Annotated in this window: 16 protein-coding genes and 1 other RNA gene; 9 read left to right on the top strand and 8 right to left on the bottom strand. The window is 42.6% G+C overall.

What is annotated here, in order from left to right; all coding sequences use genetic code 11:
• Nucleotides 1-17 precede the first annotated feature (17 nt).
• Nucleotides 18-1,568, top strand: coding sequence for a GH3 family domain-containing protein (locus AS141_RS05465; protein ID WP_057936610.1), 1,551 nt, complete (start codon nt 18-20; stop codon nt 1,566-1,568).
• Nucleotides 1,565-2,188 (top strand): LysE family translocator, encoded by a 624-nt coding sequence (locus AS141_RS05460; protein WP_057936609.1) that lies wholly within the window; start codon nt 1,565-1,567, stop codon nt 2,186-2,188. Before AS141_RS05465 ends, AS141_RS05460 begins: the two co-directional genes overlap by 4 nt.
• A gap of 435 nt (nt 2,189-2,623) precedes the next feature.
• On the opposite strand, the gene ald is transcribed toward AS141_RS05460, so the two are convergent.
• The gene (gene ald, locus AS141_RS05450; RefSeq protein WP_057936607.1) at nt 2,624-3,742 is read right to left on the bottom strand and encodes an alanine dehydrogenase; all 1,119 of its coding nucleotides are present in this window, start codon (nt 3,740-3,742) and stop codon (nt 2,624-2,626) included.
• Nucleotides 3,743-4,175: 433 nt separating this feature from the next.
• Here ald and AS141_RS05445 point away from each other — a divergent pair, with 433 nt between their 5' ends.
• Nucleotides 4,176-6,593, top strand: a complete 2,418-nt coding sequence (locus tag AS141_RS05445) for an alpha-ketoacid dehydrogenase subunit alpha/beta (protein WP_057936606.1) — start codon at nt 4,176-4,178, stop codon at nt 6,591-6,593.
• A gap of 160 nt (nt 6,594-6,753) precedes the next feature.
• Here the strand turns inward: AS141_RS05445 and AS141_RS05440 are convergent, their stop codons facing one another.
• Nucleotides 6,754-7,431 (bottom strand): hypothetical protein, encoded by a 678-nt coding sequence (locus tag AS141_RS05440; RefSeq protein ID WP_057936605.1) that lies wholly within the window; start codon nt 7,429-7,431, stop codon nt 6,754-6,756.
• Nucleotides 7,432-7,497: 66 nt separating this feature from the next.
• Between AS141_RS05440 and AS141_RS05435 the strand changes: the two genes are divergently transcribed.
• Nucleotides 7,498-8,493, top strand: a complete 996-nt coding sequence (locus AS141_RS05435; RefSeq protein ID WP_057936604.1) for a LuxE/PaaK family acyltransferase — start codon at nt 7,498-7,500, stop codon at nt 8,491-8,493.
• Nucleotides 8,494-8,770: 277 nt separating this feature from the next.
• On the opposite strand, the gene AS141_RS05430 is transcribed toward AS141_RS05435, so the two are convergent.
• Both AS141_RS05430 and rnpB read right to left on the bottom strand, forming a co-directional pair.
• Nucleotides 8,771-9,928 (bottom strand): sigma-54-dependent transcriptional regulator, encoded by a 1,158-nt coding sequence (locus AS141_RS05430; protein WP_057936603.1) that lies wholly within the window; start codon nt 9,926-9,928, stop codon nt 8,771-8,773.
• Between the two features lie 17 nt (nt 9,929-9,945).
• An RNA gene (gene rnpB, locus AS141_RS06210) (RNase P RNA component class A) lies at nt 9,946-10,386 on the bottom strand.
• A 250-nt stretch (nt 10,387-10,636) separates the two neighbouring features.
• Here rnpB and AS141_RS05425 point away from each other — a divergent pair.
• From AS141_RS05425 to AS141_RS05415, 3 genes are all read left to right on the top strand, one after another.
• On the top strand, nt 10,637-11,200 hold the full coding sequence (locus AS141_RS05425; RefSeq protein ID WP_057936602.1) for a DUF3109 family protein: 564 nt from the start codon (nt 10,637-10,639) through the stop codon (nt 11,198-11,200).
• Between the two features lie 595 nt (nt 11,201-11,795).
• Nucleotides 11,796-13,175, top strand: coding sequence for an FAD-dependent oxidoreductase (locus tag AS141_RS05420; protein WP_057936601.1), 1,380 nt, complete (start codon nt 11,796-11,798; stop codon nt 13,173-13,175).
• Nucleotides 13,176-13,185: 10 nt separating this feature from the next.
• Entirely contained in the window at nt 13,186-14,295 is a 1,110-nt protein-coding gene (locus AS141_RS05415) for a hypothetical protein (RefSeq protein ID WP_057936600.1), read from the top strand.
• Nucleotides 14,296-14,350: 55 nt separating this feature from the next.
• On the opposite strand, the gene AS141_RS05410 is transcribed toward AS141_RS05415, so the two are convergent.
• From AS141_RS05410 to AS141_RS05400, 3 genes are all read right to left on the bottom strand, one after another.
• A complete protein-coding gene (locus AS141_RS05410) occupies nt 14,351-15,523 on the bottom strand; it encodes a PQQ-dependent sugar dehydrogenase (RefSeq protein WP_057936599.1) in 1,173 nt (390 codons plus the stop codon).
• Between the two features lie 251 nt (nt 15,524-15,774).
• The gene (locus AS141_RS05405) at nt 15,775-16,578 is read right to left on the bottom strand and encodes a 3'-5' exonuclease (RefSeq protein ID WP_057936771.1); all 804 of its coding nucleotides are present in this window, start codon (nt 16,576-16,578) and stop codon (nt 15,775-15,777) included.
• An 85-nt stretch (nt 16,579-16,663) separates the two neighbouring features.
• On the bottom strand, nt 16,664-18,025 hold the full coding sequence (locus AS141_RS05400; protein ID WP_057936598.1) for a UDP-N-acetylmuramate--L-alanine ligase: 1,362 nt from the start codon (nt 18,023-18,025) through the stop codon (nt 16,664-16,666).
• Between the two features lie 203 nt (nt 18,026-18,228).
• On the opposite strand from AS141_RS05400, the gene dnaB reads away from it, so the two are divergent.
• Together dnaB and AS141_RS05390 are read left to right on the top strand one after the other, a co-directional pair.
• Nucleotides 18,229-19,809 carry a replicative DNA helicase gene (dnaB, locus tag AS141_RS05395; RefSeq protein ID WP_057936597.1) on the top strand — a complete coding sequence of 527 codons (1,581 nt, stop codon included), beginning with the start codon at nt 18,229-18,231 and terminating at the stop codon, nt 19,807-19,809.
• A 9-nt stretch (nt 19,810-19,818) separates the two neighbouring features.
• Complete coding sequence (locus AS141_RS05390; RefSeq protein ID WP_057936596.1) at nt 19,819-20,817, top strand: zinc-binding dehydrogenase; 999 nt, start codon at nt 19,819-19,821, stop codon at nt 20,815-20,817.
• On the opposite strand, the gene AS141_RS05385 is transcribed toward AS141_RS05390, so the two are convergent.
• A complete protein-coding gene (locus AS141_RS05385) occupies nt 20,814-21,299 on the bottom strand; it encodes a hypothetical protein (RefSeq protein ID WP_057936595.1) in 486 nt (161 codons plus the stop codon). The two genes, AS141_RS05390 and AS141_RS05385, sit on opposite strands and share 4 nt — an antisense overlap.
• Nucleotides 21,300-21,361 lie beyond the last annotated feature (62 nt).

The following is a 21,361-nucleotide window of genomic DNA, read 5'->3' as shown; positions in this document are numbered from 1 at the left end:
AGGCCTAAAACAAAGATATGGCGATCATTAGTACTTTACTAAAAAAAGGCATACGCCTGAGAGAGAGTTTGGAGCAAGAGTACTCTCATCCTTTGGAACTACAACGACAAGAATTGAAGAAATTGCTGATACATGCAGCAGAAACGGAAATAGGAAAAAAGTACGATTTTCCTAAAATACTGAAGGGCTTTCGATGGGGAGAGAATGAGTTTTATGACCGCTTTAAAAGTCAGGTTCCAATTTATGATTACGAGAGGATCCACACAGAGTGGTGGTATAAGCTACTTGAAGGGAAATCAAATATTACCTGGCCTGGTCCTGTGCGGCATTTTGCGCTGAGCAGCGGGACTTCAGGAGCTACTTCCAAATTTATTCCCGTGACCAAGGATATGGTCAAAGCCATCCGCAGAACGGGGGTCCGCCAGATTTTATCCCTTTCCAAGTATGACTTGCCTGCTTCTCTTTTGACCAAAGGGATATTGATGTTGGGAGGAAGCACTGATCTGGAGTTTAACGGTACTTATTTTTCTGGAGACCTGAGTGGGATTACCACAGGAAGACTGCCTATTTGGTTTCAGCGGTTTTATAAGCCCGGTAAAAAGATTTCCCGCAGCAAAAACTGGGGGGATAAGCTTGACCAGATCGTAGAAAAGGCGGAATCCTGGGATATTGGAATCATAGTGGGGGTACCGGCCTGGCTACAGATTTTACTTGAAAAAATTATTACGCGCTATCGGCTTAACAACATCCATGAGCTATGGCCGAATCTTCAGATTTTCGTTCATGGAGGAGTCTCATTTGAACCGTATAAGAAGGGGTTTGAAAAGCTTCTGGGCAGACCATTATTATACTTGGAGACTTACCTGGCCTCCGAAGGATTTCTGGCTTTTCAGGCTTTGCCAAATTGTAAATCAATGCGGCTAGTCCTCAACAATGGAATTTTTCATGAGTTCGTACCTTTCAATGAGGCGAATTTTGATGAGGAAGGAAACATCCGCCAAGAGGCAATGACCTTGAAAATTGATGAGGTCGAAGAGGGAAAGGATTACGCGTTATTGATCAGTACCTGCGCCGGGGCTTGGCGGTACCTTATCGGTGATGTCATTCGTTTTGTGTCCAAGGATGAATCAGAGATTGTCATCTCTGGGAGGACTAAGCATTTTTTGAGCCTCTGTGGGGAGCACTTATCAGTGGATAACATGAATAAGGCGATAGAACTCACAGCTGAGGAGCAAGATATGAATATCCGGGAATTCACAGTGCTGGGAGTGCCACACGGAAGTCTTTTTGCCCATCACTGGTTTATTGGCTCCGATGATACCATCAAGACTTCTGCATTAAAAAAGACTATTGATAAGCATCTCAAAGCACTGAATGATGACTACGCAGTAGAGCGGAATCATGCGTTGAAGCAAGTGAAAGTAACTGTATTGCCATCTGTTTTATTTTACGATTGGCTCAAGGAGCAAGGCAAGGAGGGCGGGCAGAACAAGTTCCCCAGAGTGCTTAAGGGAGCTAAGGCGGAAAGCTGGCAGCAGTTTTTGGTCAATAAGGGGATTAAGCTATGAGTCAAGCGCTGTTGGAAGGTGTCAGCATGGGACTTTTGCTATCGGCTATGATAGGTCCCGTGTTTTTCACACTGATCCAAAGCAGCCTTGAGAAGGGGTTTCGGTATGCTTCAATGGTCGCTTTGGGAATACTTAGCAGCGATACACTCTATGTTCTGCTTACTTTTTTTGGTATTAAATTTCTGGCCACTGCGGCTTATTTTGAATCTGTTTTGGGCTATGTTGGCGGTGCAATTTTGATAGGGTTTGGTGTAAGTTATCTGACTAAAAAACAATTAGCCAAACCAGAATCTAACTTGGAAGGAGTACAGAGAACCAGGAAACGCAGTGCTTTTTTAAAAGGATTCAGCATCAATGGAATCAATCCTTTTGTCCTGCTCTTCTGGATATCAATTGCCAGTTTGGTTCATCTCAAAGAATCTTTTGACTCAGCGGATGTATGGCTATACTACAGTGCCACTCTTTTGACTGTTTTTTCTATTGACTTGATTAAGGCTTATATAGCAAAGAAACTATCCCAGTTTGTTACTCCGAAGTTTATGTTTTGGCTTAACAAAGCAGTTGGCGTAGCGATGATTGGTTTTGGTATTCGGCTGATTTGGTTTGCTTTTGGGAAATGATGAGATGTTTGGAAATTTACATTTCCATCGAATTTTCCTCTGAAATCTCCAAGACTTCCAATCAAATTTGATTGGTTGCTTCCACATTCATAATCTTGTTGTACCCCTTGCACTAGGTGCTAAAAATAGTTCATTTTCAATCTGGTATAACAGTCAATATCATCTGAGCAACTTATTACAAAAGCAGGATGTGTATTTTTTTCTTTTTGACTACATTTCGGCAAATACTCAGGATACTCAAAAAGAAATTGACTCGCTTAACGTCCACCTGGACTCCAAAACTGCCCAAACTATCTTGTATATGTTGAATGATATACTTGATTGTACCGCTGGACTTTAGGTTGGTCTTGCGGAATATATGGGGATAGATCAAAGTTAAAAAAAATCCCTCCGGTTTTCGCCGGAGGAACTCGTATGTTCTGAAAGGGGCTGCAATCAATCAGTCAGATATTTCACAACTGGAGTGTAGTCCATATTGAAAGCTTCTGCTACTGCCTGATATACAATATCCCCGTTGATAACATTCAAACCAGGTACCAGATCAGGGTTGTCCTGAGCTGCTTTCTTCCACCCTTTATCAGCCAGTTGGATAGCATAAGGAAGAGTAGCATTGGTTAAGGCCAACGTAGACGTGTAAGGTACAGCACCAGGCATGTTCGCTACGCAATAATGTACCACATCATCTATGATATAAGTAGGATCCTGATGGGTAGTTGGTTTACAGGTTTCGATACAACCCCCCTGATCAACGGCCACATCCACTAGTACGGTGCCTGGTTGCATTTCTTTTAGCATGTCACGCGTGATCAGGTGAGGAGCTTTTGCGCCTGGAATCAACACTGCACCAATGATCAAATCATGGTTTCTTATCATTTTACGTACATTGTATTCATTGGACATCATGGTTTTTACGTTGGCAGGCATTACATCTGCTAGGTACCTCATGCGTGCAAGAGATACATCCATAATCGTCACGTCGGCTCCAAGACCTGCAGCCATCCAAGCTGCCTGGGTTCCTACGATACCACCTCCAAGGATCAAAACTTTGGCGGGAAGCACACCAGGTACACCTCCAAGAAGAATACCCCTTCCCTGAAGTGGTTTCTCCAAATAGTTGGCTCCTTTCTGTACAGCCATTCTTCCGGCTACCTCCGACATAGGTACTAAAAGCGGGAGGCTTCTGTCAGCTTTTTCTACAGTCTCGTAGGCAAGGCAAACTGACTTACTTGCTACCATTGCTTTTGTCAGTGGCTCATAGGAGGCAAAGTGAAAATAGGTAAACAACAGTTGGCCCTCTTTGATCAGCTTGTATTCAGCTTCGATAGGTTCTTTTACCTTCATTATCATCTCAGCGATTTCATAAGTGGCTTCGATGGTAGGGAGAATGGTAGCGCCGGCTTCTACGTACGAATCATCTGAAAAGCCACTTCCTTCACCTGCAGTGTGCTGAACGTACACAGAATGACCTCTTTTTACCAATTCTTTGGCCCCGGCAGGGGTAAGGGCTACACGGTTTTCATTGTTTTTAATTTCCTTTGGAACACCTATAATCATGACTTCAATATTTGGATTTAAGTAAACTTGCAGCAAAGATAATACGCAAAGAGGTATCAACTAGCAAATTGAAGAATAGTATTTGGTATGTTTTGAAAAATAGGTTGATTTCAAAATTATATTCTTAATATAGTTTAAAACATTATTAATATTTTAAATTTTGCTTTTTAAACAGGGATAATTTTGATGTCTTTTTTTTGCTAAATACTTGATTTTTAGCGTGCGGGAATTTGCTTATTTTTAATTCTATTATTGGCTATAGATACAATTTCAAAATTTAATTCTGATTCTGTTCAAAAAATACATGTCTTTCAAAATTTTTGATCGAAAAATTATAATATCGAAATTTGCATTGAAAATGGATTTGGTTATTTTTGAATGATACAAATAGCCGTTAAGGAAAAACCCAGATAACTTTAGTAAATTAAGCTTTATGTCAGAAGAAATTCAATCAGTACCACGAAACCTGAATTCTCCAAATCTCTCTAAGGAAGCTATACTTGAAGACTTCCGGATTGCAATGGTGAGTAGGCATGCGTCTTTAGTGGGGCGAAAGGAGGTTTTTATGGGCAAAGCGAAGTTTGGGATTTTTGGGGACGGAAAGGAGCTTGCCCAGATTGCTATGGCCAGGGCTTTCCAGCTTGGGGATTTCCGTTCTGGCTATTACCGTGATCAGACATTTATGCTGGCGGTCGGAGAGCTGACAGTACAGCAGTATTTTTCCCAGCTATATGCCTATACCAATGTAGAAGCAGAGCCGGCAAGTGCTGGCCGTCTGATGAACGGCCACTTTGCTACCAGATCTCTTAATGACGATGGTAGTTGGAAGGATCTGACGAAGATGTATAATTCTGCGGCAGATATTTCTCCTACTGCTGCCCAGATGCCCAAGCTTCTTGGCCTGGCATACGCCTCCAAGCTTTTTAGGGAAAATAAGCAGTTGAAGGATTTTACCAAATTCTCTGTCAATGGGAATGAGGTCGCTTGGGGAACAATAGGTAATGCTTCCACTTCTGAAGGGATGTTTTTTGAAACCATTAATGCAGCCGGGGTCATGCAGGTGCCCATGGTGATTTCCATATGGGATGACGGCTATGGTATATCTGTACCCAATGAGTTTCACACAACGAAAGGCAGCATTTCTGAAGTTTTAGCTGGCTTCGAAAGAACAGATTCCCAAAAAGGAATCGAAATCATACGGGTCAACGGATGGGATTATGAAGCTTTGCTCAATGCCTATGTGGAAGCAGGGGAATTGGCCAGAACTTCTCATATACCGGTGATGATCCACGTAATAGAGATGACTCAGCCTCAAGGTCATTCTACATCCGGTTCGCATGAGCGATATAAAAACGCAGAACGTCTCAAGTGGGAAAAGGACTGGGATTGTATTTCAAAGTTCAGGGAGTATATCCTGAGCAACGAAATCGCCAATGCAGATACACTGGATAAAATTGAGGCGGAAGCCAAAGCTCAGGTAAAACAAGAAAAGGAAGCTGCCTGGTCCAAATTTTCCAGTGAAATCAAGAAAGAGCTAAATGAGGCAGTGATTCTGCTTAGGGAGGCTGCTCAGCATAGTACTAGAAAAGTCATAGTTAACCAACTTGCAGAGGAGCTTTCCAAAACCATAAATCCGATAAGAAAAGATGTAGTGTTGGCAATACGAAAGGCATTGCTGACTTTGAGAATGGATGCACCTGCTGTAAAAGCAGGTTTGAAAGCCTGGTTTGCGAAACAGTCAGAATTGAATTTTGACAGATATAACAGCCATTTGTATAGCCATTCTGAATGGAGTGTGCTAAATGTGGAGGGGGTACCGGCCAAATTCAACAACAATTCTCCCTTGGTGGACGGCAGAGAAGTTTTACAGTCCTACTTTGATATCACGCTGGAAAGAGATCCCCGTTTCTTTACATTCGGTGAGGATGTAGGTAAGATCGGCGATGTGAATCAGGCTTTTGCAGGTTTGCAGGCTAAGCATGGTGAACTGAGGGTGTCAGATACAGGGATCAGGGAATGTACTATCATAGGGCAGGGAATAGGTACTGCTTTGCGGGGATTACGCCCGCTTGCGGAGATTCAGTACCTTGATTATTTGCTGTATGGACTACAGATGCTGGCTGATGATGTAGCTTGTCTTCAGTACCGCACCAAAGGAGGCCAAAAGGCCCCAATGATTGTGCGTACCCGGGGACATAGACTGGAGGGTGTATGGCATTCCGGATCACCTATGGGAATGATTCTTTCCACCTTGCGGGGAATGGTCGTTTGCGTGCCCAGGGATATGACACAGGCAGCCGGAATGTACAATGCGCTATTGAAATCTGATGAACCTGCTCTAGTCATTGAATGTCTGAATGGCTATAGGCTAAAAGAGAGGATGCCCCTGAATTTGGGAGAATATACCGTTGCTCTGGGTAAACCAGAAGTGCTTAGGGAAGGTTCTGATGTGACCATCGTCACGTATGGCTCTATGTGTAGAGTTGTGATGGAAGCGGCAGATGAACTTTCAGAAATGGGTATTGAGCTGGAAGTGCTAGATGTGCAAACGCTGTTGCCATTTGATGTTCACGGGATTATTGGAGAATCAATCAAGAAAACCAACCGTGTGATTTTTGCTGATGAGGATGTGCCGGGAGCAGGATCTGCCTATATGCTACAGCAAGTGATAGAGGGGCAGGAAGTGTTTAGATACCTGGATTCGGAGCCTTTGACTATTTCAGCAAAAGCCCACAGACCTGCCTATTCTTCAGATGGGGATTATTTCTCCAAACCGAGTGCAGAAGATGTAATAGAGAAAGTTTATGCAATGATGAGTGAAGTCGATCCCAGGAAGTATCCCGAGATATAGAAAATCTTCCAGCAAAAAAAGAAAAAGGAGCTGTCTCATTCTGGTGCAGGATAGGTGTTTTTCCACCTTGAGTTGAGCCGAAATGTAGCTTAATAGCTCATAAATAGACTTCGGCTCCGCTCAGTCTGACAATGCGTTGACTTTTGAGGCAGCCTCTTTTCTAGTTGGACGGTCGTGCGATCTGGTTGAGTGTCACTTCGGGACTTGATACCTCATTACTTCTATTTAATGCCCTATCCTGAATAGATACATCTATTCTTATCGTATCGTTTCTGAAAATCGATTCCCAGCCTGTGGAAAGCATACCGTAGCTGATGTTTCCTTCCACTGCCTGACCTGTATCAGAAGTCAAAATTCTCGGGAAACGGCCGTTGAAAGTAGAATAAAATGGCGGATCTTGCCATCTATATTCTGTGAATTGACCATTTCTCTTGATAAAAAACTTTACAAAAATATTATACTGATTAGGGTTTTGTTTGACCCAAATGGTGTCATTTACCTGCTCAGTTCCCACCAAAGGATTTACCAACCAGTCAATGGGATTGTAGGAAGGCGCATCGGAGGGTCTGGTACTGTAGGTAATCAGGTCTCCGGCAGAGTTCCTCTGGTAGTCTACATCGTGAAAAGGAGGATCATCGTCCGTCGCAGACAATCCCAAATCTCCTTCTGCATCCTGGAAATCCAAACTTATAATCAAAGAGTCTGAACCTGATGTAGGAGCATATTCCATTGATTTAAAGGAGATTTTGGGGATTGAAGGGAAATTATCAGGCGGACTGATACATGCGGCACCAAAGACCGACAAAAAGAATATTCCAAAATAGCTTTTTAAACGCATAGGTGAAAGTAAATTTACCACCAAATTAAACCAATACTTTGGTTGGTTGTTGCAAAATATAAAACGATGCAGGATTTTAAAAGTTTTTCGGATAAGCTAAGTAATTTGAAATCGGATGAATTCGAAAATCTTGCGCTGGAACTTTTTCAATTCCAGTCTCAGTCTAATCCAATTTACAGAAAATATATTGAAGCCAGGCGATTAGATACGATGTCTGTAAAAACCTTGGATCAAATTCCTTTTCTGCCCATACGGTTTTTCAAAGACCATAAAGTAATATCAGGAAACGAGAAAGATTATCCCGGTTTTTTCTCGAGCAGCGGTACTACAGGTACGATCACTAGCCGGCATTATATCTGGTCTGAGCAGTGGTACTTAGCCCATGCCCAGCGCATATTTGAAGGTGAATTCGGAGGGTTAAAAGATTTTCACATACTGGCGCTCTTACCTGCATACCTGGAGAGAAAAGGGAGTAGTTTAGTGAGTATGGCGGAGCACTTCATTCGCGAAAGTAATTCTGGGCACTCTGGTTTTTACCTCTACAATCATGATGAACTGATCAGTAGAATTGAAATGCTTGCCAATGACGGCAGAAAAATCCTATTGCTTGGGGTTACTTTTGCCTTGCTGGATCTGGCGGAATCAGGAAAGGATTTTTCCTCTCCCAATAACCTTGTTGTGATGGAAACTGGCGGTATGAAGGGGAGGAGAAAGGAAATGATCAGGGAGGAAGTTCACGATACCCTGAAAACATTCTTTGGTGTGGATGCGATTTGTTCTGAATACGGAATGACGGAACTGATGTCACAGGCATACTCCAAAGGCGGGGGGAAATATACACTTCCGGATTCAATGCGCGTTATCCTTAGGGATGTGAACGACCCGCTTTCTATTGCAAAGCGATCTCAGGGAGGAATCAATGTGATTGACCTGGCCAACTTTCATTCCTGTGCATTTATAGAAACACAGGATCTAGGCAAATATGATGAAAATGGAATGCTGGAAGTGCTGGGAAGATTTGACAACAGTGAGATTCGAGGCTGTAATCTATTGGTGCAGTAATTGCTATCTAAGGATTAATTGAACATATTTGAAAAATGAATAAATGACATTAACATGAAATCGAGCATTTCGAAGGTGAGGTACACTGGAGTGATTGTTCAATATGCGAGATTCCATATGGCCTTTAAAAAAAATATAATCTTATGAAAAAACTAGCCACTGCAGCATTATTGATTGGGATTTTAGCCTTGGGAGCTTGTGCTTCCAGCAAGCCATGCCCGGCATATGCAAAGGCTCCAGCATCTCAGGACGCCAATAGCTAAAAAAATACGCTGACTTAATAGTCAGCGTATTTTTTTATATCCTCCAGACTGATTTCGGTCTCTCCCAAAATCACCAGTCTTTCTACGACGTTTCTCAGTTCACGAATATTCCCTGTCCATGGGTATTCCTGTAATTTTGCCAAAGCGGCTTTACTGATACTTTTCTTCGCATCACCGTTTTCTTGGGAGATATCATCCAGGAATTTACTGACCAGTAAAGGAATATCATCTTTTCGGTCTTTCAGTGCAGGGACCTGGATCAGAATCACACTTAATCTGTGGTACAAATCCTCACGGAACCTATTCTCCTCAATCTCTTTTTTCAGGTCCTTATTTGTCGCGGCCAAGACACGTACATCTACTTTGATATCTCTGTCCGAACCTACACGGTTGATCAGATTCTCCTGAAGTGCCCGAAGAACCTTAGACTGTGCAGAAAGTGACATATCCCCGATTTCATCGAGGAATAGGGTACCTCCCTGTGCTTGTTCGAATTTTCCCTGGCGCTGCTTATGGGCTGATGTAAATGCTCCCTTTTCATGCCCAAATAGTTCACTTTCTATCAGCTCAGATGGGATTGCCGCACAGTTTACAGCTACAAATGGCTGGGACGATCTGTTGCTTTTTGCATGCACCCAATGGGCAACGAGTTCCTTTCCTGTTCCGTTAGGACCGGTGATCAATACTCTTGCATCAGTAGGAGCCACTTTTTCTATGGTTTCCTTCACCATTTGAATTGCTTCGGACTCTCCGACCATGTCCAGTTTTTTGGAAAGCTTTTTTTTCAGAACTTTTGTCTCCGTGACCAGTTCTTTTTTCTCCAGGGCATTTCGCACGGTTAACAGCAGACGGTTGAGATCAGGAGGCTTGGGAATAAAGTCAAATGCCCCTTTTTTTGTGGCTTCCACGGCAGTTTCTATGCTTCCATGTGCAGAGATCATAATGAACTGAGGGGATTTTTCAAGCCCTTTGGCTTTTTCCAAAACTTCAATCCCGTCCATTTTGGGCATTTTCACATCGCATAGTACCAGATCATACTCTTCTTCCTGCAGCTTGGCCAAGCCTTCCTCACCATCCTGGGCTTCAGTAACAATGTATTTCTCGTATTCTAAGATTTCGCGCAACGTGGCGCGGATGACTTTCTCGTCATCGATGATCAGTATTTTCGACATAATTTCAATATAAAATAAAAAAGTGCAAGTCTATAAGCCGGGTTCTGTTTCCTCTTCTGGTTCCAGAATCGGTTTCCTGTCATTTATCTAGCCCCGACTTCACAATCGGGATCCATCGATCTACCCATTCCGCATAAAAGCGAGCAACTTTTCCCGGAACTGAATCCGGCGCGGAACCTATTTGATCTTTCAACCCATAAGGTTTGCCCTGCTCCTGATGTCACCATCAGGACGGTGGGCTCTTACCCCACCTTTTCACCCTTACCATTCGACAGGCTCAGGGCAGGCCCCGAAGTCGAATGGCGGTATATTTTCTGTGGCACTGGCTGTAAACTGACCGTCACCAATCAGTTCCCTTCCCGTTAGGAAGTATGGCGCTCTATGTTGCCCGGACTTTCCTCCTCTCCAATGGCCCCGATAGCAATCGGGATCGGAGCGGCGACAAGACGACTTGCACTTTGCAAATTACGGTATTTTTTTTCTATCGGTTTTTAAAAATATGATTCAAGGGGAAGTCAACTGGAAAGATGATTTTATATGCCATTCTTTTTCTGTGTCTTTTCGCTTATCTTTTTTGGATGAAAAGTACGACAGTGAGGGGAATCTTATCGCCAAATTGCAGAAAGGGGGGATGTAAGAAGAAAAGACTTTGTGAAGCCGGATGCCTAGCTATTGATTGCTTAACTTTGCAGGATAATTAGAAACAAAATGATACTAGTGGGGAATACCGTACTGTCGGATGATATAAAAGAGAATTTTTTTGTATGCGATCTAGAGGCCTGCAAAGGGGCTTGCTGTGTAGAGGGGGATGCGGGTGCGCCTTTGGAGGATGAGGAAACCAAAATCATCGAAGATATTTATCCGATTGTCAAGGATTATATCACTGAAGAGGGTAGGCAAGTGATAGCCAAGCAGGGAACATGGGTGATTGACAAAGATGGTGATAAAGGCACCCCTACCATAGGAGACAACCGTGAATGTGCCTATGCACTGTATGACGGGCGTGGAATTCTGAAATGCGGAATCGAGCAAGCTTATTTGGACGGAAAGATTACCTGGAAAAAGCCAATTAGCTGCCATATGTACCCGATCCGTGTCACCAAATATGATCAGTTCGACGCATTGAATTATGACCGCTGGCATATCTGCGATCCTGCTTGCCAGCTGGGATCAAGTCTGAAAGTCCCGATCTACAAATTCCTGAAGGACGCCTTAACGAGGAAATATGGGGAAGCATGGTATGCTGAATTGGTGAAGGAGATAGAAGGGTAGTTGTTTTGAGATTGTGGATTTAACACTTTTTAGTCATGAAGTGCTCTCAGAAAATGATATAATAGTTTAGCTAACCAGTGAACTTGATCATTAAGGCTTTGCTTTTTCAAAATGACTTGGCTGTTTCAAATCTTGGTCATTGAATTTGAAATTTGGTTATTGATTCTTTAAACCGACTGTCAAAGAAGCTAAAACTTCACCGACAGACTTATTTTGCAGGGGCTATGGATTAGTCTGAAAACCCGATAGTGATCTTGATGAATTTTTTCGTTTTGAATCACTTAGGATTTCCTTTTCAAAAAATCTTTGGTACGGAGTTGGTTAAAAACATAGAACCTTAGCTTCAGTTTAAGTTTATTTCTAGCCTTTTAGCCTTAAGCAACTTGTATAAATGGAGTGAAATGTTCAGAATCCAGTAAAATGAGCCCTCTATTAAATAAGCAGCAATTTGAAATAGATAGCATTGATTTCTCCTATGAAGTTCTTTTTCAGAACTACTAAGGATGAAATTGAGCATGACGAAAACATCGTACTCTGGAATGATTATAATGCATGCGAGATTCCATATGGCCCTTAAAAGACAAATTAGAGACACATGAAAAGAAGAGACGTTTTATCAACCATCGGAGCACTTTCAGTTGGATTATCCACCAGTGGGGTTACCAAGGGGGAAGTGCTGGAAAAGCCATATAAAACTATTGAGAGAGAATTAGAAACTGATATTTTGGTGGTAGGGGGAGGAACAGCTGGATCTATAGCGGCGATACAAGCGGGCAGAACAGGACATAATGTGACTTTACTGGAATGTCAAAGTCAATTGGGTGGGACGATTACTACCGCAGGAGTGGCTTATCCAGGGTTGTTTTTCGCATGGGGAAAGCAAGTAATCAGTGGAGTAGGTTGGGAATTAGTCCAAAGTGCGGTTGAATTGAATGGTGATTCCTTACCGAATTTCTCCATTCCCCATGGTAGAGAACATTGGAATCATCAAGTAAGATTAAATGCATCTGTATATGCACTGTTAGTTGAAGAAAAATGCCTTGAAGCCGGGGTGAATATCCGCTACTATGAAACTCCTATTTCCGTGGAATTTAAAGAAAACTATTGGCATGTAGAGACAATAGGTAAAGGAGTGCATGCAGTCATTAAATGCAGGCAACTCATTGACTGTTCCGGTAATGCTTTAGCAGCTTCGATGGCAGGGTATGATGTATTTAAAGAGAAGGTGACCCAGCCTGGAACGCTTATGTTTAAAATTGGGGGGTATGAATTTGAAAGTTTGGATTTGGAGAGATTGAAAGTAGCTTATGAAATGGCAATTGACAGAGGGGAATTGATCAGGGGAGAGTTTCGCGGCGATATTGTGGCACTTCTTAAGGAAAAAGGGGACAATGTCCAACACATCGAGGGGGCAGACTCAACCACTTCAGAAACACATACAGTTGCTAATATTAAAGGAAGGGAATCCTTGCTAAAGCACCTAAGGTTTTTGAAAAAACAGCCAGGTTTGGGAAATATTAGAATAGAGGAGATGAGGACAGAAACGGGAGTACGCGAAACTTATAGAATAGAGGGGTTGTATAGAATTAGCTATGAGGACTATATTACGGGTAAAGTTTATCCAGACTCCATAGCCTATTCCTATTATCCTGTTGATCTTCACAATACCGAAGGAGTTGTACCGGAGCAATTGACTGAAGGAATAGTCCCCACAATTCCATTCAGATCAATGATACCTAAAAGGAGCAAAAACTTTATAGTGGCTGGAAGGAGTATCTGTAGCGACCAGTTGGCCAATTCTGGACTTAGGGTTCAGGCCTCGTGCATGGCGATGGGCCAGGCAGCGGGAGCAGCGGCGGCACTGGCTATTGAAAAGAATGTAACTCCGGCTGACCTGGTAATGGGTGATTTAAAGACACTCATAGAAATGCATGGTGGGATCATTCCAAAGGGCGGTAACTCTTTTAAAGGCTAATAATCCGAATATGAATAAAATGATTGTAATTGCTTCATTGATCACGATTCTAGTAGTTGGTTCTTCTAGTGTGATTTTGCATGCAGGAAAGGAATTCAGAAAGATAAAATATCAAAATGAACTGACCTTGGATATCCCAATTGCCAAAATCAACAATAAAGTGATATATGATGAAGTTGAGAAAAAAGAGGTCACATTATATCAATATATTTCTGATAAAGGGTTTCCTGTTTACTACTCCCGAAACGTACACACAGGAGTATGTTATGATAACCAGTGCAAGTCGCTCAATATTACACTTTACTGGAATCCTACAGGAAGATATCTCGGATTTGAACTACCTGAAAATGAATTTTTGAGCAAGGATGATCATGTACCTTTTGCAGAAGAAGAATATGTACGGCTCAATAGGTTGCTTTCTGATCCCAATCTCCCTTTGGGAGAATTTACCTACAACCAGATCGCTGCAAAAAATAAAGCAGCCCTTTATAATGTAGATGGAGTTAGTGGAGCTACTTCAAAAGATGTATTGGAATATGTGATAAAAGGCTCTGCTTACACTACTTATACCATATATGAATTGGTCTATGGAAATACTAAATCAGAAGTAGAAGCATGGACAAATGAAGTGCTGAGCGATGAATATATAGAAGATATTCTTACTGAATCCCCATATCAGGACAAGCTTTGGGTGGTCGATTTGATTGACGGTCGGCTTGCAGAATTTCCATTGTCCAGGAATGTCATCTTTGATCTGATGAGTTCGACGGATTATAGTTTAGCAGAAAAGTGTTTAAACAGCTTAGTTCCTAAGGATTTATTAGCCAAAGAAGTACAATATAGCCTGATAGAAAAATTTCTAACCTTTGATTTTGGGATGAAAAGCTGGACAGTAGAGCTGCTAAAGGATACCCCACAAATTTCACCGGAAGTCATAGTAAAACTCAATAAGGAATTGCCTGAAATGGAAGTGCCCATAATCTCTGGTATTTTGGATATATACCAAAAAAAGGGCATTAATGACTCTACAACCATTGCTACGGTTCAGCGAATTGCCAATTCTGAAAATAAATATTTGGCAAATAAGGCTGAGGGGTATCTGAATAGGGTCAGACTATAGGTCAAATATATGTATAGCCACCTTTTCCAATTAAATGCCAATCACGGCATACCTGTTACTCATACCCAAGCTTATAAATTTTATCATCAAACCCGCAGATATACAGTTCCTGATTTTGGTCGATGCCAAACGATGAGATCGGGAATGGAGCTTTCAGCAGCTCAGTATTACTGGGATTTTCAGGATCACTTCCGTCCAAACTCCAAATTCTTCCTGAGGCATAATCGGCATAGACATATAGCCCCTCCAATTCCGGAATGGCAGCCCCATGGTAAACAAACCCGCCCGTAATGGATACATCCCCCTGGGACCGATCGTATTCCCAGATGGGCATTTTCAATCCATCCTGGGCACAGTCAGCAGAATTATAACAATGGAAGCCTTCCATTGTCTTCCAACCGTAATTGCCGCCTTTTACGATGATATCCACTTCCTCGTATTTGTTTTGCCCTACATCTGCGGTCCATAGTTGACCATTAGATGAATCAAAGCTAAATCTCCAGGGGTTGCGCAGGCCATAGGCATAAATTTCCTCCCTAAATCCTTCACTGTTATTGGCAAACGGGTTGTCTGCTGGAATTGAATAATTTGTAGGTCCATTAACCTGGTCCACATCAATCCTTAAAATGCTTCCTAGCAGGGTTTTCCGGTTCTGTCCATTGCCCTGAGGATCTCCGCCGCTGCCCCCGTCACCTACAGCAATGTATAGATAGCCGTCTGGGCCAAATGAAACCTGTCCACCATTGTGGTTGGAATAAGGTTGGTCAAATTGCAATAAAACCAGTTCGCTTGTGGGATCTGCCTGGTTTGGATCTGTAGCAGAAACTTTGAAGCGCGAAATTACCGTACGGTCAGGATTCGCTGCAGTGTAGTTCACATAGAAATATCCATTGTCCTCATAGTTTGGATGAAATGCAAGTCCCAATAAACCTTCCTCATTTCCAGTGTCATCCACACTGCCTTCAATAGCCAGAAATTCAATTTTGTCAGCCGTTCCAGGATCATTTTGAAAAACTGAAATAACTCCCCGTTGCTCCACTACGAATAGCCTGTCCGAGCCATCTCCTGCATGCTGAAGATCTACCGGTCTGGTAAAAGAAAGATTGGGAAAGGCTCCTTTTACAGTGATAGTCCCTTGTGGAAGAGGAGGGTCTGTTTGATTGTTTTGGGAGCAGGCACTGCCAAAGGGCAGAATTAGGAACAGAAAGGTTTTGAGCTCAAATTTCATAGTAAAAAGACTTTGTAGATTATAACTCAACAGGACTAGAACTATATCCAGCAATAGGACAAGTAAATTCGGTGATTTTTAATACATACGTAAATTAGTTCATAATGAACGAATTAGAGCCCAAAATTCCTAGATACCATGAACTATCATGGGAAAGTATTAATCCCCCAAGATTACAATTATCCCTATATAACCAGCCTTTGGCAGATTTTGATTTCTCAGCGCCGAGCAGTACCGCACAAAAACATTATTTATTGGTTAAATCCTCTCAGCTTGATCTGGGTAAGTTTTCTTTTGGTATCCAGCGGGAAATCGCCCCGCATCATCCAATCGTAAAAGCCAGGCTCATCTTTGAGTACCTGAGAGACAGGAGTCCCTTTTTGCTTTCCGAAGTTAAATACCTCTACACCATCATTATTGAAAACAAATCTCCCAGCTAGGTCTACCATTTTTTCATTGAGTAGCTCATGAAGCTTTTTCATGTCATTTTCGAAGATTCCCATCTTATTTCCTTGTAGATCTTCCATTTCCTCTCCAAGGTAGCGCTCTACCTGTGCTTTGAATACGTCTAGTGTCGCAAGGGTGTCCGCTTCGGCGCTATGCGCATTTTCCAGGTTTTTTCCACAATAAAACTTGTAAGCTGCAGTAAGGTTGCGCTTTTCCATCATGAAGAAGATCTTCTGTGCATCCAACAAGTTTCTCTTGTCCAGATCAAACTCAATTCCAGCTCTAAGAAATTCCTCTACCAATAACGGGATATCATATTTCAGAACGTTGAATCCCGCCAAATCCGACTGGCCAATAAACTGGAATATCTCTCTTGCCAATTCCTTAAAGGTTTTCTCTTCTTTGACATCCTTATCGTAGATGCCATGGATAAGTGAGGATTCCAGCGGTATGGGGATAGTAGGATTGATTTTTCTGGTATAGATTTCCTGTCCGCCATCTGGCTTTACCTTTACGATGGAAATCTCCACAATTCGGTCTGTCGAGATATTGATTCCAGTGGCTTCTAGATCAAAAAATGCGACTGAATTCTTCAAGTTTAAGTTCATGCGTTTCTGTTTTTTTTTGAGGCTATAACCTGACTCGAATGCATTAACCAGTTCCAGTGCGGGAGGTTCTTGGTCATGCTCGATTTCATGGTTGGTTAAATTTAGCTTTAATCGGCTCAAGATCCATTTTATCATAGGATCCGGAACTCATCAAAAGTAAGTTAGAATTTGTATAGTCCTGAGCCAAAAGGAATTCTTTCAGGCTTGAACTGTCCGTAAATAATTTCAAATCAGGTCGTTGGAATCCTGCCCGCAATGTTTCTTCATCCATTAGTTCTAATTTTTTCAGTGCCACAGCATGGGGATCAAGGTACACAATTGCAAGGTCTGCTGCTTCCATTGTCCTGGCATAATTCGGTAAAAACTCCCTATTCAGTGAGGAATAAGTGTGTAACTCCTGCACTGCAATCAACTTTCTGTCGGGGAATTGGGTCTTTACAGCCGATACTGTTGCTTTTAGTTTAGATGGCGCATGGGCAAAATCCCGGAAAAGACTAGAGTTTTTAGTCTGAACCAAAATTTCCTGACGCTTTGCTGCCCCTTTGAATGTCTGGATGCTTTGGTAGAATTGCGCTCTTGATAATCCCAGGGAAAGACAAATACGCATTGCACCCTGAAGGTTTTGCAGGTTATGCTCTCCGAATATGAAAATTGGAATTAAACCATTCTCTGTTTCCAAAAAGGTCTTGCCATCTTTGATCACCGCCGGATGAGCTTTGTAAGCAGTCTTTTTGGCTTGGATGTTAGCTTTCCCAGCTGCTTCTTTTACCAAAGGATCAGCTTCGCAGTAGATCAATTCACCCGATGCTGGTGTCAAATTCATCAATTGTAGAAACTGGTCTTTGTATACCTCAAAATCCGGAAAAACATTGTAATGATCCCAGGCGATTCCACTAACTAGGGCAATGTCATGCCTGTAATGGAAAAACTTTGGGGTCCTATCCAGGGGAGAAGTCAGGTATTCATCACCTTCGATGATGATCACCGGAGCATCGGAGAGCTTTACCATTAGGTCAAAGCCTTCGATCTGAGCGCCGACCAAGTAATCAAAATCCACCTTTTGGGCTTTCAACACATGTAGAATCACCGAAGTAATAGAGGTCTTGCCATGGGAACCAGCCACGACCACCCGTTTTTTATTCTGACTTTGGTTGAAAATAAATTCCGGAAAGGAGTATACCGGAATTCCCAATTCCTGTGCCTTAAGAAGTTCAGGGTTATCTATTCTAGCATGCATTCCAAGGATAATCCCATCCAGGTCCTTGGTTATTCTCTCGGGATACCAGCCATAGTCGGCTGGCAAAATGCCTGCTTTTTCCAGTCTTGTACGCGAGGGCTCATAGATTTCATCGTCTGAACCTGTTACCTGATAGCCTTTTTCTACTAGGGCCAATGCCAGATTATGCATCACAGCTCCTCCGATGGCTATAAAGTGATATTTATTCATTAGGTTAATTAAAGAATTGGAATTATGCCTCAAACTTAAAAATAATAATCGGCTGCTCAGGAGACTAACAGCTCTAATTCAAAAGTTTTTCTTTCAGTGGTAATGCCTTGCCTTTCGGGGCGTGATTATTGAGGATTTTCATTGTTGATAACTTTGGCAAAAGTTGTTTAAAACTCTTGCCATTTTCCCAATACATTTGTTCTATGACCGAGAAAAGCAGCAATCCACGTATCAATAGAAGTAAGCCAACTCATCAGAACTCCAATATGCTCGGTAAAGTGCCGCCTCAGGCTATTGAGCTTGAGGAAGCTGTACTTGGGGCCCTGATGCTAGAGAAGGATGCGCTTACGAATGTGATCGATATTCTAAAGGTGGAAAGCTTCTACAAAGATTCCCATCAGGTTATTTTTGGGGCTATTTTGGATTTGTTTACCGAGAGCCAGCCGATTGATTTACTTACGGTGACTTCCCAGCTTCGCAAAAGCGGGAATTTGGAGATTGCCGGTGGGGCATTTTATGTCACCGAGCTTACATCGAAAGTGGCTTCTGCGGCTAATATTGAGTATCACGCCAGAATTATCACCGAGCAATCTATCAAGCGGGAGATGATCAGGATTGCTTCAGATATCCAGAAAGATGCTTACGAGGAGACCACCGATGTTTTTGAACTGTTGGATAAAATGGAGCAGAATCTCTTTGAGATATCCGAAAAAAATATCCGAAAGAATTACTCCGATATGAAATCCATCATGCGTGAGGCAATCATTGAATTGGAAGCAAGAAAAGGCCAAAAAGACGGATTGACGGGTGTTCCTTCCGGTCTTACTGCATTGGACAGGGTGACTTCAGGCTGGCAAAAATCAGATTTGGTAATTATTGCCGCACGTCCCGCGATGGGTAAGACCGCATTCGTACTTTCGGTTTTACGAAATGCAGCTGTAGACCATAATCGTCCAGTGGCTATTTTCTCCCTGGAGATGTCTTCGATCCAGTTGGTAAACCGTTTGATTTCTTCTGAGGCTGAGCTTGATTCTGAGAAGATCAAAAAGGGTACACTTGCCGAGCATGAGTGGGCGCAATTGGTCCATAAGACAGCCAAGCTTTCCAAAGCACCACTATTCGTAGATGATACCCCGGCACTGTCTATCCTAGAGCTTCGGGCAAAATGCAGGAAGCTTAAGGCACAGCACGATATTCAGATGATCGTAATCGATTACTTACAGCTGATGTCAGGCGATGCAAAATCCGGTGGAGGAGGTAACCGTGAACAGGAAATCGCAAGTATTTCCAGGGCGTTGAAGAAAATCGCCAAAGAACTGGAAGTGCCGGTAATTGCTCTTTCCCAGCTTTCCAGAGCGGTGGAGACTAGAGGTGGGGATAAGAGGCCACAGCTTTCAGATTTGAGGGAATCAGGAGCTATCGAGCAAGATGCCGATATGGTAATGTTCCTTTACCGACCAGAGTATTATGGGATTACTGAAGATGAGGACAATAACTCTACCCAGGGTGTGGGTGAGGTGATTATTGCCAAGCATAGAAACGGTTCGTTGGATACGGTGAGGCTTCGCTTTATCGGTAGGTATACTAAATTCCAGGATTTGGATGGCTTCGGCAACATGCAGGATCCGCAAGGCGGCAATGCTGTTTACAGGCCTACCTTTGCAGCCCAGTCAAGCGGTGTTTCCGAATTTGATAGCGGCAATACAATCAAACTTCAGAGTAAGGCCAACAGTGATGATGGGGACGATCTATTGAATAGAAATAATACGGAAGATGCTTTTTAATTTTTAGCTATGAAAGCAATCACTTTAGCTAGTAAACAGCAATCAAAACTGCTTCTGACTGAAGTTCAGGAAATTTCTTTAAAAAAGGGAGAAGTTCGGGTTTCCATCAAAGCGGCCGCCTTAAATCACCGGGATGAATGGTGTCGACAGGGGCTTTATCCAAATATAAAAGACGGAGTAGTGCTCGGTTCTGATGGAGCCGGAATAGTCACCGAACTAGGAGAGGGGGTGGATCAGGATTGGTTCAAGAAGGAGGTGATCATTAATCCGGCTCTGCACTGGGGAGAAGATCAAAAAGTGCAAAGTGCTTCTTTTGAGATTTTAGGAATGCCTCGAAACGGAACACTCGCTGAGTCGGTGGTAGTGCCGGCAGACAGGCTTTTTGATAAACCTGGACACCTGACTTGGGAAGAAGCTGCCGCCTTGCCTCTTTCCGGTCTGACAGCTTTTCGAGCACTTACCTACCAAGGGAATATAGAGCCGGGAGAAAATTTGTTGGTCACTGGGTTTGGTGGCGGTGTTGCTCAGTATGCCGTGCAGTTTGGTTTAGCTCTCGGAGCGAAAGTTTCTACTAGCAGCAGCAGCCCGGAGAAGTTGGAAAGAGCTAAAGTACTGGGTGTGTCATATGTATTCAACTATTTGAATAATAACTGGATATCCGAATCTTTAAAGCAGGTAAATGGGTTTGATTTGATTGTTGATGGAGCTGTTGGAAACACGTTGAACCAGCTGATCCAAGTCGCAAAACCAGGTGGGAAAATCGTTTTTTATGGAGCCACATTGGGCAATCCAAGTAAGTTGGAAGCCAGAAAAATCTTTTGGAACCAATTGAAAATAATGGGTTCAACGATGGGGTCTGATACGGATTTTAAAGCAATGGTTTCTTTAGTCTGTGAAAAGAAGATCCACCCGATTATAGATCAGGTTTTTAAGTTTGATGAGGCTGAAAAAGCCTTTGATAGAATGCGTGATGGACAGCAGATGGGTAAAATTGTTTTAGTACCTTAGATTTCCACGTAAGTCTCCCCAAACTCTTTTTTGGCTATTCTATAGATTTCATTTTTTTCCGGAGGAACGACCAACATATCACCGGGTTTTACAATCATTGTATCTTTCCAAGGGGCTTGGAATTCCAATATTTTTGTGGCGCCAAAAGCTTGAAGGTGTGTATCATTTACAATCAACCCTTTTGTTTCACCTTTAGGCTGGTAGCTTCCCCAACCCTTTTCCAATGATTGGACAAGCGAATATTTTTTTTGAAAAGTCTCTGCTTTAACCAAATATTGTTCATTACTGCTTGTTTGGTTTTCTACCAGCCAGTCACCTGCTTCCGCGGTGTTTTTAGTCTCTTCTCCATCGGAAGTCTTCGTGATCACCACCAATCCAGGTTGTGCCCTTTTTGCCCGGACCATGCTTTTCTTTTTATAACGTTTGCCGCTTTTCTCTAGAATTGGAAGAAAATGGGTGAGCATATCTTGTTGGGTGATCATTGAAGCAAGGGGTTTAATTAAGTGTAGCTTGGAAAGCTTAAGATAAGGTGGTTCCCGCAGAA

Origin of the sequence: Algoriphagus resistens (assembly GCF_001442615.1) — a bacterium.
GTDB classification, from domain to species: domain Bacteria; phylum Bacteroidota; class Bacteroidia; order Cytophagales; family Cyclobacteriaceae; genus Algoriphagus; species Algoriphagus resistens.
This window is presented reverse-complemented; position numbering and strand designations above follow the sequence as displayed.